16 protein-coding genes and 1 pseudogene are annotated in these 16886 nt (G+C 54.3%); 6 read left to right on the top strand and 11 right to left on the bottom strand.

Going from position 1 to position 16886, the window contains the following annotated elements; all coding sequences use genetic code 11:
- Positions 1–87 precede the first annotated feature (87 nt).
- Complete coding sequence (locus ACAM27_RS11205) at positions 88–567, top strand: MarR family winged helix-turn-helix transcriptional regulator (protein ID WP_369611959.1); 480 nt, start codon at positions 88–90, stop codon at positions 565–567.
- A 360-nt stretch (positions 568–927) separates the two neighbouring features.
- Here the strand turns inward: ACAM27_RS11205 and ACAM27_RS11200 are convergent, their stop codons facing one another.
- The 5 genes from ACAM27_RS11200 to ACAM27_RS11180 all read right to left on the bottom strand — a co-directional run bounded on the left by ACAM27_RS11200 (position 928) and on the right by ACAM27_RS11180 (position 5925).
- Positions 928–2124, bottom strand: a complete 1197-nt coding sequence (locus ACAM27_RS11200; protein ID WP_369611958.1) for a low temperature requirement protein A — start codon at positions 2122–2124, stop codon at positions 928–930.
- Positions 2125–2372: 248 nt separating this feature from the next.
- Positions 2373–2654 (bottom strand): integrase core domain-containing protein, encoded by a 282-nt coding sequence (locus tag ACAM27_RS11195; RefSeq protein WP_369611957.1) that lies wholly within the window; start codon positions 2652–2654, stop codon positions 2373–2375.
- A gap of 440 nt (positions 2655–3094) precedes the next feature.
- Positions 3095–3346 (bottom strand): transposase, encoded by a 252-nt coding sequence (locus ACAM27_RS11190; protein WP_369611956.1) that lies wholly within the window; start codon positions 3344–3346, stop codon positions 3095–3097.
- Positions 3347–3461: 115 nt separating this feature from the next.
- Positions 3462–4624 (bottom strand): IS3 family transposase gene (locus ACAM27_RS11185; RefSeq protein WP_226598067.1). Its coding sequence is split into 2 segments (ribosomal slippage): positions 3462–4369 and positions 4369–4624, totalling 1164 coding nucleotides; the frame shifts between segments, so codons are not numbered across the junction.
- A 150-nt stretch (positions 4625–4774) separates the two neighbouring features.
- Positions 4775–5925 (bottom strand): IS3 family transposase gene (locus ACAM27_RS11180; protein ID WP_374730284.1). Its coding sequence is split into 2 segments (ribosomal slippage): positions 4775–5688 and positions 5688–5925, totalling 1152 coding nucleotides; the frame shifts between segments, so codons are not numbered across the junction.
- A gap of 739 nt (positions 5926–6664) precedes the next feature.
- Here ACAM27_RS11180 and ACAM27_RS11175 point away from each other — a divergent pair.
- The 4 genes and pseudogenes from ACAM27_RS11175 to ACAM27_RS11160 form a co-directional block, all read left to right on the top strand.
- Positions 6665–6940, top strand: a pseudogene (locus ACAM27_RS11175) (type B chloramphenicol O-acetyltransferase); the annotation flags it as partial.
- Between the two features lie 716 nt (positions 6941–7656).
- Positions 7657–8760 (top strand): hypothetical protein, encoded by a 1104-nt coding sequence (locus ACAM27_RS11170; RefSeq protein WP_369611955.1) that lies wholly within the window; start codon positions 7657–7659, stop codon positions 8758–8760.
- Positions 8761–8883: 123 nt separating this feature from the next.
- Positions 8884–9657 (top strand): metallophosphoesterase, encoded by a 774-nt coding sequence (locus tag ACAM27_RS11165; RefSeq protein WP_369611954.1) that lies wholly within the window; start codon positions 8884–8886, stop codon positions 9655–9657.
- Between the two features lie 74 nt (positions 9658–9731).
- A complete protein-coding gene (locus tag ACAM27_RS11160; protein WP_369611953.1) occupies positions 9732–10799 on the top strand; it encodes a DUF418 domain-containing protein in 1068 nt (355 codons plus the stop codon).
- Between the two features lie 233 nt (positions 10800–11032).
- Here ACAM27_RS11160 and ACAM27_RS11155 read toward each other — a convergent pair whose 3' ends face one another.
- The 3 genes from ACAM27_RS11155 to trxA form a co-directional block, all read right to left on the bottom strand.
- On the bottom strand, positions 11033–11791 hold the full coding sequence (locus ACAM27_RS11155) for a hypothetical protein (RefSeq protein WP_369611952.1): 759 nt from the start codon (positions 11789–11791) through the stop codon (positions 11033–11035).
- A 191-nt stretch (positions 11792–11982) separates the two neighbouring features.
- Positions 11983–12936, bottom strand: a complete 954-nt coding sequence (locus ACAM27_RS11150; RefSeq protein ID WP_023008319.1) for a LysR family transcriptional regulator — start codon at positions 12934–12936, stop codon at positions 11983–11985.
- A 131-nt stretch (positions 12937–13067) separates the two neighbouring features.
- Positions 13068–13391, bottom strand: coding sequence for a thioredoxin (trxA, locus tag ACAM27_RS11145; protein ID WP_113879791.1), 324 nt, complete (start codon positions 13389–13391; stop codon positions 13068–13070).
- 457 nt (positions 13392–13848) lie between these two features.
- Between trxA and ACAM27_RS11140 the strand changes: the two genes are divergently transcribed.
- Positions 13849–14100 (top strand): hypothetical protein, encoded by a 252-nt coding sequence (locus tag ACAM27_RS11140; protein ID WP_113879790.1) that lies wholly within the window; start codon positions 13849–13851, stop codon positions 14098–14100.
- Here the strand turns inward: ACAM27_RS11140 and ACAM27_RS11135 are convergent.
- From ACAM27_RS11135 to ccoG, 3 genes are all read right to left on the bottom strand, one after another.
- Positions 14063–14608 (bottom strand): NUDIX hydrolase, encoded by a 546-nt coding sequence (locus ACAM27_RS11135; protein WP_369611951.1) that lies wholly within the window; start codon positions 14606–14608, stop codon positions 14063–14065. The genes ACAM27_RS11140 and ACAM27_RS11135 overlap by 38 nt on opposite strands.
- Before the next feature lie 333 nt (positions 14609–14941).
- Positions 14942–15247 (bottom strand): hypothetical protein, encoded by a 306-nt coding sequence (locus tag ACAM27_RS11130; RefSeq protein ID WP_014421613.1) that lies wholly within the window; start codon positions 15245–15247, stop codon positions 14942–14944.
- Positions 15248–15488: 241 nt separating this feature from the next.
- The gene (ccoG, locus tag ACAM27_RS11125; protein ID WP_374730286.1) at positions 15489–16877 is read right to left on the bottom strand and encodes a cytochrome c oxidase accessory protein CcoG; all 1389 of its coding nucleotides are present in this window, start codon (positions 16875–16877) and stop codon (positions 15489–15491) included.
- Positions 16878–16886: the final 9 nt, after the last annotated feature.

The raw sequence follows: 16886 nt of genomic DNA, 5'->3' as shown, positions 1-16886 counted from the left end.
AAAACTTTCTCTCATATTGACAGTATGCTGTCAATCTGATGCAAATCTTCTATCTTTACGAAATCAAATTGAATTGGACTTGAACTCATGGACAAACATTCCGAGCTCAGCGAAGCCGCCACAGACCTCATTCTTGAAGTATTTCGGTTTAACGGAGCTCTACTGAATTCCGGCGACAACTTAGTAGGCGACTTGGGATTAACCAGTGCTCGCTGGCAGGTACTTGGCGCGATAGTGTTGGAAGAGCGTGACCTGACGGTTGCCCAAATCGCCCGCAGGATGGGGTTGGCTCGACAATCAGTACGAAGAGTCGTGAATGATTTAGTCGATTCTGACCTTTTAAAGTATTCGGAAAACCCCGATCACAAGAGAGCGAAGTTGGTTGGCCTGACACATAAAGGTGCTGAGACATACCGACTCGCCGACCAGCGTCAAATACGGTGGGCCAAAGCTTTAACGGACGGTATTACGATTAAGGACCTGAAGACATCGCTTTCAATAATTCGGTGTCTTGAGGAGAGATGCGCAGAAGAAGTTGGACAAAATGATCAGGAGTGGAATCTATGAAGAACCTCCACGGTGCTGCTCCTCCAGGACATTGCGGTGATTCCCATGCTGACCATCATCCCGCTGCTGGCCGTGTCCGGCATCATCCCCAGTGGCAGCGAGGAAGCCGGCGCTACGGGGAGTTGTTCGTGAAGCTGGAAGAGTCACCGGGGCACGCCACGCGGGAGGACGCACGGCGAACTGAGGACGAAGCCCCGGCGTGGACAGCGCCAACGGACAATCACTGATCACGAAAACAAAAAGGCCGGCTTGATGAATGCTTCCGAAAAGAATGTGGTTCTACGTCTTAATGAGCATAAGAAGAACCCATCAAATCCCTGGCGGCTATCTGTCAAATTGCATGGGGGTAGCCATGTTCCATCACAGCATTTTATCGGACCGGCGCGCATCTCTTAGCGCCAGAAAAATCGGCACACCAATCTGCGAGAACAGCGCCATGGCCCAAAGGCCGTTGCTGACAATCGACGGTACGAAGGGATGAACGGCTAGCACAACCAGCGCCATGACAATGCCGAACAGCCTCAGACCGGCGCTATGGTATTTGTCGGTGGCATCAGCCACGGTTCGACGCAGCGCCCATAGCGAAGCTAAAAACACCGCAAGGCCGACTGAGCCAAGCGCGGCGTAGCCGGGCGGATAAGGCTCCCACAGACCGACGTAGACTTCTCCGGCCAGCGCAACGCCAATCGTCACCGCACTCCACAAAATCACGATATGAGCAAACCAGTATCTCAGCAGCACAGCACTGGTGCGGCTTTTCGGTTTTTCATTGCCGGCGCAGTCGAAATAAGTCCAGGCCAGCGCGAAGAGGGACAAGCCGCCCATGATCACATTGAACAGCGTACCCGCACTGACTTTGTAGACGCCCTTGTCGGCCAGCGTGACCACCAGCTTAAAGAAGCCTTCACCCAGCAAGATCAACATCAGAAGGCCGAAGCGCTCCGAGATGTGTCCGAGTTGAGGCACAAAGCGTTCGAAGCGGAGCGTGCCCAAGCGCGGCAGCATGTACTGCAGCTGGATTGCTGCCACGCCGGCGGCAAAGACCCAGTAGGCGACCGGTGTGGGCAAAAAAGCCGACAGTGCGAACACCCCGGCCAACACAAAAAAATTCCGCCCCTGTTCCTGCGCCAGCCTATTGCCCGCGTTGTCGGTACAGCGCGCCCGCCAGTAAAGATAGGCCGTCAGCGCCCGATTCAACGCATAGCCCAGCGCGAAATACGTCCAGCCTTCACCGCCCACGTCCGGAATCGCCGCCGCGATGGTCATCATTGTGACAATCTTAAGTGCCATCACCACGCGATGCGGCATGTCCGTGGAGATATACAGTGAGTTATAGACCGAGCTGTCTGCCCAGGCATAGAAAATCGCCAGGAACAGTCCCGTAAACACCCAGAATCCTTGCCACCCCAGATGATGGGACAGGTAATTCCCCAGAATGAAAATTGTCACTACATGGACCAGATCGAAGAAAAGTTCCACCCAGTGCACGCGGTCGTGGGTTTCATCGACATCCATGTAATGGCGCGGTCGCCGCCAGAGAAGATCGCTAATTACCATACACTACCCCTTTTCTTATTGTTCTGGCGGTGAATTATGCGCCGGCCAGGTCTATCGTGCTACTCGCCGGGCCGCCACCGTGGCGGCAAATATTAGCGCAGTCACAGCCACCATTAGATTCCCGGCCGCACTGTCCTCACTGCTCAGTACCGCCTGCATACCCGCGCCGAGTGATGCGCAGTTTACCGGTGAGTAGAGAAACCCCGCTCTTGATCGCCTCTTCCAGTAGCGCTGCCAACCTCGTCTCGTCAACGATCTCGTAGCAAGTCCGGCTGGCGCCAAATCGACTTAACCTGACCAGGCTCCAACTCCACTTCTGACGGGGCTACACTGGACTTACCCCGATACCCCAGACTCGAGTGCACTCGCTCGCGGTTGTAGAACATCATGTAGTGGATAATTTCTGAGGCCGCTTGGACATCCGAATCGAATAAACGCTTGTGCACCAGCTCGGCTTTGAGCGTGTGGAAGTAGGATTCCATGGCAGCATTGTCCTGAGGGCTCCCCTTCCGACTCATGCTTCGAATCATGCCCGCTCTCTCCAGTAACTCGCGGTAATCATGCGCGGCATACTCAATACCCTGATCCGAGTGGAACAGACAGCCAGTGCGGGTCTTAAGGTAGGTAAAGTCCCCCGCCCACTGTTGGCCGCGGCCTGTGGGTGCGCCTTAGGCGCGTCGGTAGCCCTGATGGAGTTCGGCAATCGCCGCTTTCAGAACTTCATCCTGTTGCTGATGATGGCTCGCTGGTCGGGTCAGCCATGCGTAAAAGCCGCTGCGCGACACCTCGAAGACAATACACAGTCGTTTGACGCTGAATCGATCTCGGTTTTTCTCGATAAATGCAAAAATCAGTGACGGTTTTTCTCGAAGAACCGGCGCGCCTTTTTTAGCAGATCAAGCTCCTCCTGCCGGGCATTCAACTGCTTTTCCAGGTCCTTGATACGCTTCTTTGCCTTAGCCAGCTCGTCTTACGTAGCGGCTTCGGAGTCCCGCGGCAGGTTCACTCGCTTTGGAGAGGGCTTCTGTTTTTTTATGTGCTCGTTTTCAACCAGCGTCCCGTTGCGATGCTCCATACACCATCGGTACAGCATCACCGGGTGTATCCACAGCCCTTCCGCAATATCTTTGGTTTTAACGCTAGGGTGATTAGCCGGTCTAACGGCTCGAAGCTTGAACGCCAGGGTGTAATGATCGTAGCTTCTTTTATGGGTCTGGCCCATGGCAGGCCCCTCTAGTGTCCGGTTTATGACCGTCCACTAAAGAGGTGCAAGACCGTCGGTTGGAGCGCCTTGTTGGGCTTCACTACCCGGGTAGCTTTGCGGCCAGATGTAGTGGTCAACTAATCCCGGACAGTATTTTAAGGTTTTCCTCAGCGGCAACGGGTGAAATGCCGTCGTTGAACGCATGAGGTCGTTGCCGGTTGTAGTAGTCCATCAGATAGCCACCCACATCTTTTTTGGCCTCGTGGAGGTTCCGATATCCTAGGGCCGGTATCCATTCAGATTTCAGGCTCCGGAACAGCCTCTCCATCGGTGCGTTGTCCCAGCAGTTACCACGTCGGCTCATGCTTTGTGTCATTCGATAGCGCCAGAGCCTCTGACGGAACTTACGGCTGGCATACTGGCTTCCCTGATCCGAGTGGAACATAACTTTCTCCGGTCGACCACGCTGTTCCCAGGCGTGGTCCAGAGCTTTGACAACCAGATCGGCATCCGGACTGGATGACATCGCCCAACCAACAACGCGCCGGGCATACAGATCCAGCACCACAGCCAAATAGCTCCATCGTTGGCCGCTCCAGACGTAGGTAATGTCACCGCACCAAGCCTGATTGGGCCGGTCTACCGTAAACTCACGAGCCAGATGGTTCGGAATATCTGGTCGCTCAACGGTAGCCTGCTTGTAAGCGTGAGGGCCTGGTTGCTTACAGATCAGCCCCAACTCACTCATCAGTCGTCGGACCTTAAAGCGACCAATCACCACGCCGTCATCGTTGAGCATGCCTTTGATTGTCCGGCTGCCGGCAGAACTGCGGCTCTTGGTAAACAAGCGGTTCACCTGAGCCTTCAGGGCCAGACGCTCAACATCCACGTGTTTCCGTCGTTGGCGATACTCGTAATAGCTGGAACGGCTGATATCGAACGCATTGCAGACCATTTCAACAGGCACTTGCTCACTCAACTGGTCTATCAGCGCGTACGATTCATGTCGTCCGACATCAAGAGAGCGGTAGCCTTTTTTAGTATGTCTTTCTCCTGCTCAAGGCGCTTGCAGCGGGCTTCCAATTCCTGAATTCGGCGCTGCTCCGGGGTTAAAGCTTTACCCTTTGGGGTGACACCCTCACGCTCTTCGGTCAGCTGTTTGACCCAACGGCGAACAGCACTCTCGCCCACGCCCAGGGACGTACTGGCCTGAGGAATGGTGTAACCTTGGTCCAGCACCAGGCTGGCTGCTTCCTGTTTGAACTCAGGAGAAAAAGAACGTCGCTTTCTGGTCATCAGACACCTCGTTTATGGTGGTGATCTTACCACCTACGTTGGTGTCCGGAATCATTGAACCACTACAGACTGACCTTATGCATGAATCTGTAACGCCAAAGATCGGCTCAGAATCTGGTTGAATGTGCCAAGTGGCAAGCCCCCGATATCCTAGACACCTGATAGCTTTGTGAAATACCGCTTTTCGAAGTCCACGGGGGATAGCCCACCGTTATTTCCGTGCCGGCGAACCGGGTTATAAAACATCTCAATGTAATCGAAGATATCCTGCCGGGCTGTTTCCCGATCCTTGTATATTTTCCGTTTCACTCGTTCACTCTTGAGCAATGAGAAGAAGCTTTCGGCAACCGCATTGTCGTGACAGTTTCCGCGACGGCTCATGCTGGGTTTCAATCGGTGGTCCTTCAGGAAGTCTCTCCATTCACGGCTGGTGTACTGCGAGCCTTGGTCTGAGTGAATCAGAACCTCCTGTTTCGGTCTCCGCCTCCAGGAAGCCATCAGCAAGGCGTCCATAACCAGGTCCGTCGACATCCGTGGCTTCATGGACCAGCCCACAATTTGCCGAGAGAACAAGTCCAGAACGGTGGCGAGATACAAGAAGCCCTCGTGAGTTCGAATGTAGGTAATATCAGTCACCCATCGCTCGTTCGGCTTCTGAGCCTCAAAATCGCGATCCAGATGATTGGGCGCGACATGAGCAGGTTCTCCGCCGTAATAGCCTTTGTGGCGCTTGTAGCCGCGCTGAGCACGGATACCTTCCGTCTTCATCAATCGGTACACCCGATTTTTGCTGCACCTCTCACCGAGGTCCTTGAGATCCAGGGTGATATTTCGGTAGCCGTACACGCCACCACTTTCGAGCCAGGCCTGCTTGATCAATCCCACCAAGCGACGGTTGGCCTTAGTGCGAGAGCTTTCCGGTTCATGCAGCCAGGCATAAAAACCGCTGAAGTGGACTCCCAGCACTCGGCACATCACACGGACTTGAAATTCACTCTTGTGAGCCCTGATGAAGCGATACTTTACTTGGACTCTTTGGCAAAGAACGCTGCGGCCTTTTTTAGTATGTCACGCTCCTCACTGACCCGGCGCAACTCCGCTCTCAGTTTGCGCAGCTCATCCTGCTGCTCACTGATCTGTTGATGTTGACTGCCCGCATCACCGTAAAGCTTGATCCATTTGTGCAGACTGGCCGAGGTAATCCCTAGCCTCCGACACACATCGGTCACTTTGTAGCCCCGCTCAGTGACCTGTTTGACCGCCTCGATTTTAAATTCTTCGGAGTAACGCTTTCCGCTCATTGCCAACACCTGTAGATTTGCGTTTAGTGTAACGCTATCAGGCGTCTACTGTATCGGGGGCTTGCCAAAGACGCTGGAGGGCAACCGGCGAGCATGAAACATGTAAAAACTATTATTAATGATTTATTTCGCATGACTCTCATTACAGTTAACAGCTAATTCAACGACAAATGACGTCTATCACCCTGCGCCTATCCCACCCAGAGAAAGCCGCTAAAAACCAAACTAACCATTTATTTTCAATGGCCGAAACGATTACCTTAAGCGGGGATAGGCGCACTTTGTCGCTTTTTTCTAAGGCTTTCGGGACACCTACCTCCCAAGCATAATAACTACTATTCCATAGTTTTCATGGGGTTGTAAGAGAAGCAGCGAGGAATTGAGGGAGTTTTGCGACATTTGTCGCTTATCTCGGTCGAGAGAGCAGAAAAGGCCGTTTCGAGTGAAAATGTTTGGGGTTGTTGAATGTTCGCTTCTGTTTAATAGCGCCCCCTGCTACTCATGCCTGTTACGCGTTCCCAATCATGCGGTTCCAGCGATATTCATCCGAACGCCAAGTCGGACGACGAATTTAGCACCTTGTGTGATCGTCCAGCATACCCAGGGGTTCCGGTTCCGAAATAGAACCTGTGAGTAGTGCAGCCCCTACTTTGTTTGCCCTGGGCCCGCTAAACTCACCAGAATGGGCTAGCCCTCGCTGCCAGGAAACACACAAGGAATCAGGAGCTTTCCAGACCCCATGACCAACCATTTTGAGAGCCCCTTCAAAGGCGAGTTTCTCGCAAACCAGGTGACCAACCCAAACATCAGGGTCGGGCGATACAGTTACTATTCCGGTTATTACCATGGCCATTCATTCGGCGATTGCGCCCGGTATCTCATGCCTGATCGTGATGACGTTGATCGGCTCGTTATCGGCAGTTTCTGTTCCATCGGCTCCGGTCCATCGTTCATCAGTGCGGACAACCAGTGCCACCGGCACGACTGGGTTTCCGCGTTTCTGTTCTTTTATATGGCAGGAGTCCGTCCGTTCATGAATCCCCTTCTAGCGCTGCTATTTCTGCTCTGGAGCGGCTTTGCTCTGGCAGATCCTGCCTCCCTGCCAGACGAGCTTGCCGACGAGGCCAGCATGCTAGGAAGCATACTCAGTGATGGGCGGGCGGTTTTCTATTCCGAAAGTGCCTCTTACCTCTCCCTCTCATCGCTGAATGGCCCCGGGTACAGCAACGGTGTTGCTGTGCTCATGACTCTGGGGGGCTGGGGAGGCGGAGCAACCAACAATCAGTACCTTGCCTTGTACGCCATCAACGACAGTATCGCTGGTATGTCGCCGCTCAAAACCTACCGCTTGCTTTCTGTTCGTCACGTTGGGGGCAAGGGTGACCGCCTGTTCACTGGCGTTCGCGAAACCGGAACAGGCCTCGTCCTGTCCGGGTTTGGCTATGCGGCTGAAGACCCACTCTGCTGCCCGGCCAAACCACTGGAGGTCACCTTCACCTTCGGGGCGCGCGGTGAGCTTGTCCCGGCAGCCTCTCCAACACTCGGTAAAGAGAGTGCCCGATAACCGGGCCTCTCAGCTCCAGCCAAACTCAAAAAATTCTTACCAATCAGACACCTCTCTCCGGTATTCTACCCCGGCGCATCAGGGTTGGTTCCTGGTGGTCATATGACTGACAAGGCCTTCCGTCAGTCTCATCGCCTTATAATGAAGATCCATAAAGGGAGTTTTGTGTGAAGTATTCATTGTCCTTGCTGTCTGCCACCGTTGTGGCTCTGGGGCTGGCGGGGTGTTCCACCCCAAAAGTGGTTGATAATACGCCGCTGGTAGATACAAGCGTTGTCAAAGCCAAGTACATCATTGGTGGTTACATCCTTCCGGATTCCCACGGAGAGCAGGTTACTTATACCCTGGCCGACCGTCGCACCATCGAAAATACCGTCGAGTTTGATTCCTGGATGTCCCGGCAGATCTTTGGAGAAACCCACGAAGCGGATATCGCTCGCCTGGACAAAAACCTTCAGTGGCAGGTCGACCACACCCGAAAGAACTATGTCGAATGCCCCCTCAAGGGCTGCAGCGACCTCAGCATCTGGGAACAGCTGGAAGACGGCGAAGCCAGTGAAGAAGAGGAAGTGTACGATCCCTCGGGCGGCGATGCCTGCCAGATGACCACGTCTGAGTTCAGCTTTTCGGTGACGCCGAAGGATAAAGGCCGGGTCGTCAACGGCTTTTCAGCCGACCAGTTTGTTGCCCAGTGGAAGATGGTGTCACAGGATGAACTGGGGCGTGAAGATAAGCATGTCATGACCATGGATTTCTGGATGACCGAGACCGATCCCGCGATGCAAGACGTGTGGGGCATCAATGGCCAGTTTCAGGACAACTACCTGAAGGCCGTAGCCGACGCCAACAATCCCTTGTCGAAGTTCTTCACCGACAACGTGTATAAAGTCGTTGCCATGATTTCAGGTGACATTGAAAAGCAGGAACTGGACTCTGACTCCGAGGTTCTCAAAGGGCTGAGCCAGCTGGAAGGTTACCCGGTATCCATTAAGCTGGAATGGTTCGCCGACAACCAGGCCTGTCAGCAACAGAAACAGGCCACGTCTGGCACTGGCGGGTTTGACGTGAGCGATCCGGTCGGCTCCCTTGGCAAACTGGCCGGGAATATGCTGCAAAACGCGGCTGAAGACAAAGCCAAAGACTACATGGGATACGGCAAAGATAAGCCGGTTTTCACCTATATCTACGATGTCACCAGCGCACAGGTTCAGCCTGAGCGGGCAAGCCGCTTTGAGGTACCCGCCAACTACAAGCTGGAGAACCGCCGTTAAGGCCACCCTCCCTGCGCACCCTGAAATCAAGAGCTGCCTTCGGGCAGCTTTTTGATCTATCTGCAAAGAGACCCTCTATCCTGCTAGGCTCCAATAAGCATCAAAAACGTTGAGGGCTGACTTGTGCGACTGAGAATCCTTTCCGACCTCCACCTTGAGCATTTCTATGAAGGGCGAGGGCTACCGGATGTGCCGGCCGATGTGGTCATCCTTGCCGGAGACATCCACTCCGGCAGTCAGGGGTTGGCCTGGGCGGCCGCACAATTCCGCGATGTGCCGGTTATTTATGTGCCGGGCAATCATGAGTACTACGGCCACTCCATGCCCCAGCTACGAAAAGCGCTTCAGGCTGAAGCTCGGCAGCTTGGAATCTACCTGCTAGACAATACCCATGTGGATATCGACGGTATCCGTTTTCTTGGCACCACCCTCTGGACCGACTTTGCGTTGTATTCAGCATCGGCCGAGCACGATCCCGCCGCAACCCACGAGAAAGCCCTTTCGTTTATGCCGGATTTCAGAATCATTGAACAACCAGAAGGTGCCCTTTTTACTCCGGAAGCCAGCCAGCAGCTGCACCACGAAGCCGTGCGCTGGCTCGAAGCAGAACTGGCCGCCCCTTTCAGCGGCCCCAAAGTGATCGTCAGTCACCATGCCCCGTTGGCCGATTGTATCCCTTCCCGGTATACCGGCGACGCCCTATCGCCCGCCTTTGCGTCGGACCTGTCGCGACTGATGGGCAAAGCTGCGCTGTGGGCTCACGGACATGTACATGAAGCGGTGGACATCAAATGCAGCGGCACCCGCATCGTCGCAAATCCGGGCGGCTACCCCGACGAGTTTGAATCACCCAGCTTCAGACCAGATCTCACAATTGAGGTTCCGGGAACAAGCTGATTATTTACGGAGGGGCTGAACTACAAGTTCTGATTAACCGCTGGTGTTAAACGACTGCTCTGGAGATGCCCATCTTGCGACCAACAACGACTGACAGGAGTGCCTCCCCTCGCCTCGATGGCCTGGATCTTGCGCGCTTTGTCGCGTTTTTTGGGATGGTGATCGTTAATTTCAAAATTGCTATGGGTGCCGAAAGCGACACTGGCGTGCTCAGTTTTCTGACTCGCGCTCTCGAAGGGCGCGCTGCAGCAACTTTTGTCGTTTTAGCGGGCATCGGCCTGGGGTTGGCAGCATTACGCAGCGATCTGGGACAAACGGTATCTGTGACAATCAAGCGAGCGATATTCCTGTTCGTTATCGGGCTGTTGAATTCTCTTGTTTTCGATGCGGACATCCTTCACTACTACGCCTTTTACTTTCTCTTCGGTGTGTTGCTGCTATCGCTCAGCAATCGCTGGCTGGTCACCAGTATTGTGCTATTGAGTACTCTGTTCGTGGTCATGGTGTTGTCGCTCGATTACGACAAAGGCTGGAACTGGGACGACTATACCTATTCCGACTTCTGGTCGCCGGCGGGATTTATCCGTAACTTGTTTTTCAACGGCTGGCACCCGGTGATTCCGTGGCTAGGTTTTCTGCTACTCGGTATTGTACTCAGCAGGCTCAAACTTGCGGAACGCGGTGTCCAGCATCGTCTGATCCTGTTCGGGGTCGCAGCCTTCGTTGTCGCTGAAGCATTGAGCCTGGCGTTAACAGGCGCTCTCAACGCAATTGATCCAGAGCTTGGTATACTCGCCACCACCGAGCCCGTACCGCCAATGCCGCTCTATCTGCTGGTAGGTTCAGGAGCCGCGAGTGCAGTGATTGGTCTTTGTCTTCGGTTTTCAGGCCAGTTGGAAAAACTCGGTTTGCTGCATGTCGTGACGCCGGCGGGGCGCCAGACTTTATCGCTCTATATCGCCCACATTTTGGTGGGGATGGGAACGCTGGAGGGACTCGGTATGCTAGGTGGTCAAAGCCTTGTAACCGCGCTTTTCGCGTCCGCATTGTTCTGTGTGATCGCAACAATCTATGCCTTGATATGGCATCGATTCTTCAAGCGCGGGCCAATCGAAGCGCTCATGCGAAGGGTTGCCGGGTAAATGGATCACTGCCAAAGGACTCCTTGAGTCGGCCCTGATTCCCTCAATGAAAAACCATCCCTAATCCAGACCCCGAGACAGAAACCAGGACTGAAGAAACTCAATGCAGCTAAGCAGTTTGGCTGCGTATACTGCCGGCTCGGATAAAGCGCGTACAACGTGAGGTCCGGGCGGTTCACCTTCGGCAGAACTTCCAGCAACCTGCCCTGCTCTATACCTTCTCTTGCCGCTCTTCAGGTGAATGAAACCAACACCAGCAGGCTGAAAAACACACTGATCACAATCGTCAATCCGGAAACACCATCCGTGTCGGCGCCACCCGATAGCCACCGCCTTAACGCTTTCAGAAAACGCTTTGGCGTGTAGATGTTTTTGCGATAATTGCTCTCGTAATAGTGCTGAAGAAACAGAGGCATGGATCCCCTATCGAACCGATGCCAGAGCTTAAGAACGCCAACGATATCCTTGCGACAGGCCCAGGCTCGAACAGACGGTGGAAGCCAGTTCAAAGGTATAGCGGAACCAAAATCAATGATCGCAGGGTCGCCGTGCTCCGAAACCAGAATGTTTCCGGAATTGCCGAGGTCCATGTGCGCCACACCATGTTGATGAAGCGTTTTTACATCATTGAAAAGCCGCGAGAAAAAGCCACTAGGGACACCGCCGCCTTCCGCAACATTCTTGATAGCCCGCCCCTCTATAAGGCGATAATGGACGGTAGGCGAGACGTCTGATGGCCGAGAGACTTGATCCGGCGTGAAATCGAGGTGCTCAACTCTTCTCAACATCCTGAATTCGTGGGATGCGAGAAATCTGAAGTAATTCCCGAGAAGGCCCCGGGAGAATCTGAAAGCCTTGTAAATGTGCCTCTTGCCGCTGTTATCGACGTTTACAGAGACGATTGGCTTGTACCATTTCTGGTTATCGGAATCATCGAGTGCTGCCGAATTCCAGCGTGAGTCAACAGATGGGCAGTTTGTTTGGCCGCTCATTCCCCCTCCAAATTGCAGGATATGCAGGTTGTTGGGCAAGCCGACCGCATAAACTGCGGTTTAACCAACCCTTTGCCAATGCCGCGACTTGCGACACCTGCACAGGATTATTGGAGGTTTTCGGGAGGCTGAATAATTCTGTTGCGGTATCTTTATCATCACGAAAAGTGATGACTCAGCTTCTACACGTTTCAGGCAATCGCTTTTACGGTCGAATGGCCACATGGCGAGCTGGTCATAATGTCATGCCAGCGTTCGCGAAGGAGCCGTTCAACGTGGTTCCGCAGCCAGACAATTCCGGGATCGCGGTCGTGGCGGGTGTGCCAAATGAGGTAAAGACTGGTCGGATCTACTTCAAAAGGTAATTGCCCCATCCATAGGCCGTCCACGAAGCCGCAGTCCTGGCTGATCAACTCCGGAACTGCAGTAATGAGGTTCGACTCCCTGAGAATCTGGGGAACAATCGAAAAATGGTTAACTGTGGCAGCAATGCGCCTGCTGAGCCCCTTCTGGTCAAGGTAACTGTCCACGAAACCATGGGCATCCCCTGACATTGTCACAAGCAGGTGTCGGGCCTCAAGGAATTCCTCCATGGTGATCTGCCGGCCGGCAAGCGGATGGTCGGCACGCATTGCCAGAACGTATCCACCTTCAAACAACCAGGTGCTTCGCAAGCTGTGATCGTGCTGGGTAAGCATACCTACCGCCAGATCCACATGGGCTTCGCGCAGATCCTCGTACGTACCTTCCGGCGTGTACGGCACAGCGTGGACGTCCACTCCCGGCGCGTCACGCTCCAGCAATTCAATCAACTGGCGCCAGATCATTTCAACAGTTACATCCGTTACGGCGATGCGAAACTTTCGCTTTGATGTGGCCGGATCGAATTGAGTCGCGCTCACCGCATTGGTTAGCGCATACATGTGATCGCCAACCTGGTGCCACAGACTGAGCGCATAGGATGTCGGTTCGATGTTTCGGCCTTTTCGCACGAACAGCGGGTCGTTCCAGATCTGGCGCATCCTTGAGATCGCATTGGATACGGCAGGCTGGGTCATGGCAAGCCGGTCTGCAGCGCGGGTCACCGAGCGCTCAGTCATAATGGCGTCAAATATGTACAACAGCTGGAGTTCTTGTGTCTTCATTTAACGTTCCTGATCCTGAGCACCGGTCAATTCTGGCTGGCAAATGACTCGACCGCAATTGCGGCATTCCGTCAAAGGCGATGTTCAACACTTAAACGAAGAAGCCCCCGTTCAGGAGGCTTTTATGTGCATCAAAGGTGGCCTTTTACAAATGCCCGCAGCTCACTGAGACTGCCAGCCCCTGTTTTCTGGGCAACAACACCGCCGCCCTGGAACAGGGACAGTGTCGGAATGCCCCGGATACGCATTTTGGCAGTAATGTCCGGGCTGTCATCCACGTTCACTTTGGCAATCGTCAGTTCTTCACCAAACTCGTCTGCGATTTCCTCAAGCATTGGTGCAACCGTCTTGCAGGGGCCACACCAGGGCGCCCAAAAGTCCACGAGCACAGGCCGATCGCTCTTCACAACCTCCTGCTCAAAATTCACATCGGTTACTTCTATTATGCTGGTCATCGGCAAATCTCCTCCATTTGAACCTGACTCAAACATTGAAGCTTTCTGCCCGTGAAAACCAATTCCAGGACTGTATAAGTTCCATTTCCTGCAATGATCATTTCCGGCCTACCCCTCCCAGCCGCTTGTTACATAACGGCCCAACCGGCACCAGACACTGGGAATTCACAACCAACTCCGAAAAGTGTGTCGATAAATCTGGTTAATTTTCCGGTTGGCGCTCAGGGCTGATCAATCGCAGGTACTCAAAACATTATCCATGCTTATGGATAAGTGGTTATACGTTCACCCCACGACCTGAAATATTCAACACTCATCACCAAGCATGATGTATTGCATACCGTTTGGGAATTATTTGTTTCGACTTTACAGCTCCATACTTCGCTCCATCTGATATCGAGTCCATTGGCGACACACCGGTATGAGCATTAACCCATCGAACTTTGGAGAACGTGTTATGCGTAAATTTGTACTCATCACTCTGGCTTCAGTCTTTGCAGCCGCAGCTCTGCCCGCCAACGCAACCCTGGCAGACCGCAAATCCGATGAGGCCCGCTCGGAGCAGGCTCAGCCCGCCCCCTATAGCGGACAGATCGTGATTCGCGGTGAAATTCAGGATCGCGACGCGGAGAGCCATGCAGCCAAACCGGCCCCATACAGTGGTCAGATTGTTATCCGCGGCCAGGTTCAGCCCGAAAGCCACGGTTGAGCTTTAGCTGCTTCATTTGCGTCTTGGCACCAGGGACGGTGCGTTTTTGGTTTCGAAGCAACGTATAAGCCTCCCGAGCGATCTCCTCAACATCAAGACTCAAAGCGAGGTCGCTTGAGCCCAGGGTCGCCATCGGAACGAACGCCGCATCCAGTGCATCGTCGGCGGCTATCGGCTCACCCTCCTCCCAATGACAGAGAACGGCGATCAGGACGAAGTGGGAACGAAGATGCCCTTCATCCCCGACGTCGTAGGCATCCACGGCATTGAATACCCTGCCGGCGGTCGCCCGAATGCCGGTCTCCTCGAACAGTTCCCTGACAGCGGCGGCTTCGATCGTCTCTCCCAGTTCCATTTTTCCACCCGGAAACCCCCAGCGACCCGCGTCCGGCGGGTTAGCACGGCGCACCAGCAACACTTCATCGCTCCTGAAAAGCACCGCAATCGTCGCCACCACCGGGTGCATATATCTGTTACTCCGAAGCTCACTTTCGGTTGCCGCAGCCATAAAATGCTCATCTCGTCGTTGTTCGTCAGGTATGCGGGGCAAATGTCAGCGCGGTACCTGTGAGCAGCTTGCACTTCGCTGATCAGAATTTTCGTGGGGTGCGCACTCAGTTTTCATGCAACAAACGCGCGGCTGGCGGACCCGACAGCGCAACAAAACCCGGCGAAACACACGCCAGGCACCGCCAAACAGTTCGGCGATAAATTTGGCACGTAGCCGGGCATTGTCACGTTCGATTTGACGGATTTTCGGATCCGGGTTATGGAAGGCCATTGCATCTTCTCCCTGCTCTCTGAAAGCTTAGCAAAATCGAGGCAATGGTGGCGACAGCCACTAAAGAGACTGATGCAAAAGGTCGAGCTGGGAATCGCCCACCAGTGTTCGTTCGCGCTCAAAGATCAGCCAGGTTCGGACTCGGCTCTCTATCTGATTTCTGTTGCGACAAATCCAGGTGTAGCGGCCGGCAGGATCAGAGACACATTCCATCTGTGCGCCGTGTTTGCGGGCAATCGCCATATGTCGCTTAAATGTCCGGTCAGGCATGTTGGCATAACGTCTTCGGATCTCATCTGAAGTCAGATCAGCGTTATCCAGCACGGTGGTAATGAGCTCAAGGGTGGTCTTGAAATCGCGGTACATAGACTCTCTGGAGGCGTCATGCCAACAAGTGGCACGAGTTTCTGCCGGTGCCAGTTTCTGGCGTAGCCGCGGGCGAGCGGTAAATTCGCAGCCTGGGCACACCAAAGCGGGCGCCAATTATAGCGATGCCAGCTGTTGGCACAAGTGACACGCCATGCCGGTAACTGGCACACCCTCTCAGGCATGCCAGCATTTGGCATGCAGTGACGACAAGAGAGATGATGCTCGCCGCGGCCAGGCATTACCTGGGCCCGAGGAAGGTTGATCGGGAGGTGACAGGCGCTCCCTTGCCGTCCATTGAGCTGACTTCAAACTGAATATTCACATTGGCACTGGAGAGATATTCGGGCGGATAGGTAACGGATACGGGAATCTCGGCTTTTTCCCCAGGTTCCAGTGCCAGACTGCCTGGCCCCTGATATTCGCCATGCTCAAGTCCTACTGCGTCAAGTATAAAAAACCTCGCCTCGCTGTCCTTGTTCCTTACTTTCAACAGATAGCTGTTTTCAATCTGACCGTCTGCAGTAAACCGGTACATCCCTCGATCCCGCTCTACATCAAGGGTCACCAGCGGCCGGGACGCGACACCCCAGGAGAACAAGGCGATCGTCGAAACCAGCAGGAGGAAATAGCCGATCAGGCGAGGTCGCAGCACACGGGTAAGGCCACCGGCCAGTTCCCGCTCGCTCGCATAGCGAACCAGTCCCCGGTCGTACCCCATCTTGTCCATGATGGAATCGCAGGCATCAATGCAGGCCGCGCAACCAATGCATTCCATTTGCAGTCCGTCACGAATGTCGATACCTGTCGGGCAGACCTGAACGCACAACTGGCAATCAATGCAGTCTCCCAGGCCGTCGTCCGGCGCGCGCTGCTCACCCTTTCGACGAGACCCCCGAGGCTCTCCCCTCGCCGCGTCATAGCTCACTACCATCGAATCGGCATCGACCATGGAGGATTGAAAGCGGCCATAAGGGCACATGTGAAAGCAGACCTTTTCCCTGAGCCAGCCGGCATTCAAATAGGTGGCTGAGGTAAAAAAGAAGACCCAGAACGCGGCCCAGCCGGACGCCTTCAAGCTCACCAGGTCTCCGACCAAGGCCCGGATCGGCGTGAAATACCCAACAAACGTAATCGCGGTAATCAGGCTAATAATAAGCCAGAGGCCATGCTTGCAGGCTCTTCGGGCTGCTTTATTTACGCTTAGCCCGGCCCTGTCCAGCTTGATTCTTCGAGAGCGATCGCCCTCGGCTAAACGCTCCGCCCACAGGAATACCCAGGTCCAGACACTTTGTGGGCAGGCATAGCCACACCACACACGGCCGGCCCACATCGTGATAAAGAACAGTCCGAATGCGCATATCAGAAGAATTGCCGATAACAGAATGAGATCTTCTGGCCAGAACGTGGCTGAAAAGATATGGAACTCTTTCTCCGCCAGATCCCAAAGCACGGCCTGCCGGTCATTCCAGTTCAGCCAGACGACCCCAAAATACAGGGCGAACAGTACGGCTCCCCCGCAGAGCCTCAAGCGTCGATAAAGGCCCGTAAAGGATCGTGGCTGTATTTTCTGGCGTCCTCTGGCGCCAGGCGCCTGGTCGAGCTGTTTTACGGAAATGAGCTGGGTCACGGCTGCACC

The organism is Marinobacter sp. RI1 (assembly GCF_041155085.1).
GTDB lineage: Bacteria > Pseudomonadota > Gammaproteobacteria > Pseudomonadales > Oleiphilaceae > Marinobacter > Marinobacter nauticus.
The sequence above is the reverse complement of the archived record's forward strand: the minus strand, read 5'-3'. Positions and strand labels throughout refer to the sequence as shown.

Coding starts and splice junctions, on each gene's coding strand:
- ACAM27_RS11205 (WP_369611959.1), top strand. CDS start 88: ATGGACAAACATTCCGAGCTCAGCGAAGCCGCCACAGACCTCATTCTT.
- ACAM27_RS11150 (WP_023008319.1), bottom strand. CDS start 12,936: ATGAAGACACAAGAACTCCAGCTGTTGTACATATTTGACGCCATTATG.
- ACAM27_RS11130 (WP_014421613.1), bottom strand. CDS start 15,247: ATGTACCGCGATTTCAAGACCACCCTTGAGCTCATTACCACCGTGCTG.
- ACAM27_RS11195 (WP_369611957.1), bottom strand. CDS start 2,654: ATGATTCGAAGCATGAGTCGGAAGGGGAGCCCTCAGGACAATGCTGCC.
- ACAM27_RS11155 (WP_369611952.1), bottom strand. CDS start 11,791: ATGAGCGGCCAAACAAACTGCCCATCTGTTGACTCACGCTGGAATTCG.
- ACAM27_RS11135 (WP_369611951.1), bottom strand. CDS start 14,608: ATGGCTGCGGCAACCGAAAGTGAGCTTCGGAGTAACAGATATATGCAC.
- ACAM27_RS11140 (WP_113879790.1), top strand. CDS start 13,849: ATGCGTAAATTTGTACTCATCACTCTGGCTTCAGTCTTTGCAGCCGCA.
- trxA (WP_113879791.1), bottom strand. CDS start 13,391: ATGACCAGCATAATAGAAGTAACCGATGTGAATTTTGAGCAGGAGGTT.
- ACAM27_RS11200 (WP_369611958.1), bottom strand. CDS start 2,124: ATGGTAATTAGCGATCTTCTCTGGCGGCGACCGCGCCATTACATGGAT.
- ACAM27_RS11190 (WP_369611956.1), bottom strand. CDS start 3,346: ATGGGCCAGACCCATAAAAGAAGCTACGATCATTACACCCTGGCGTTC.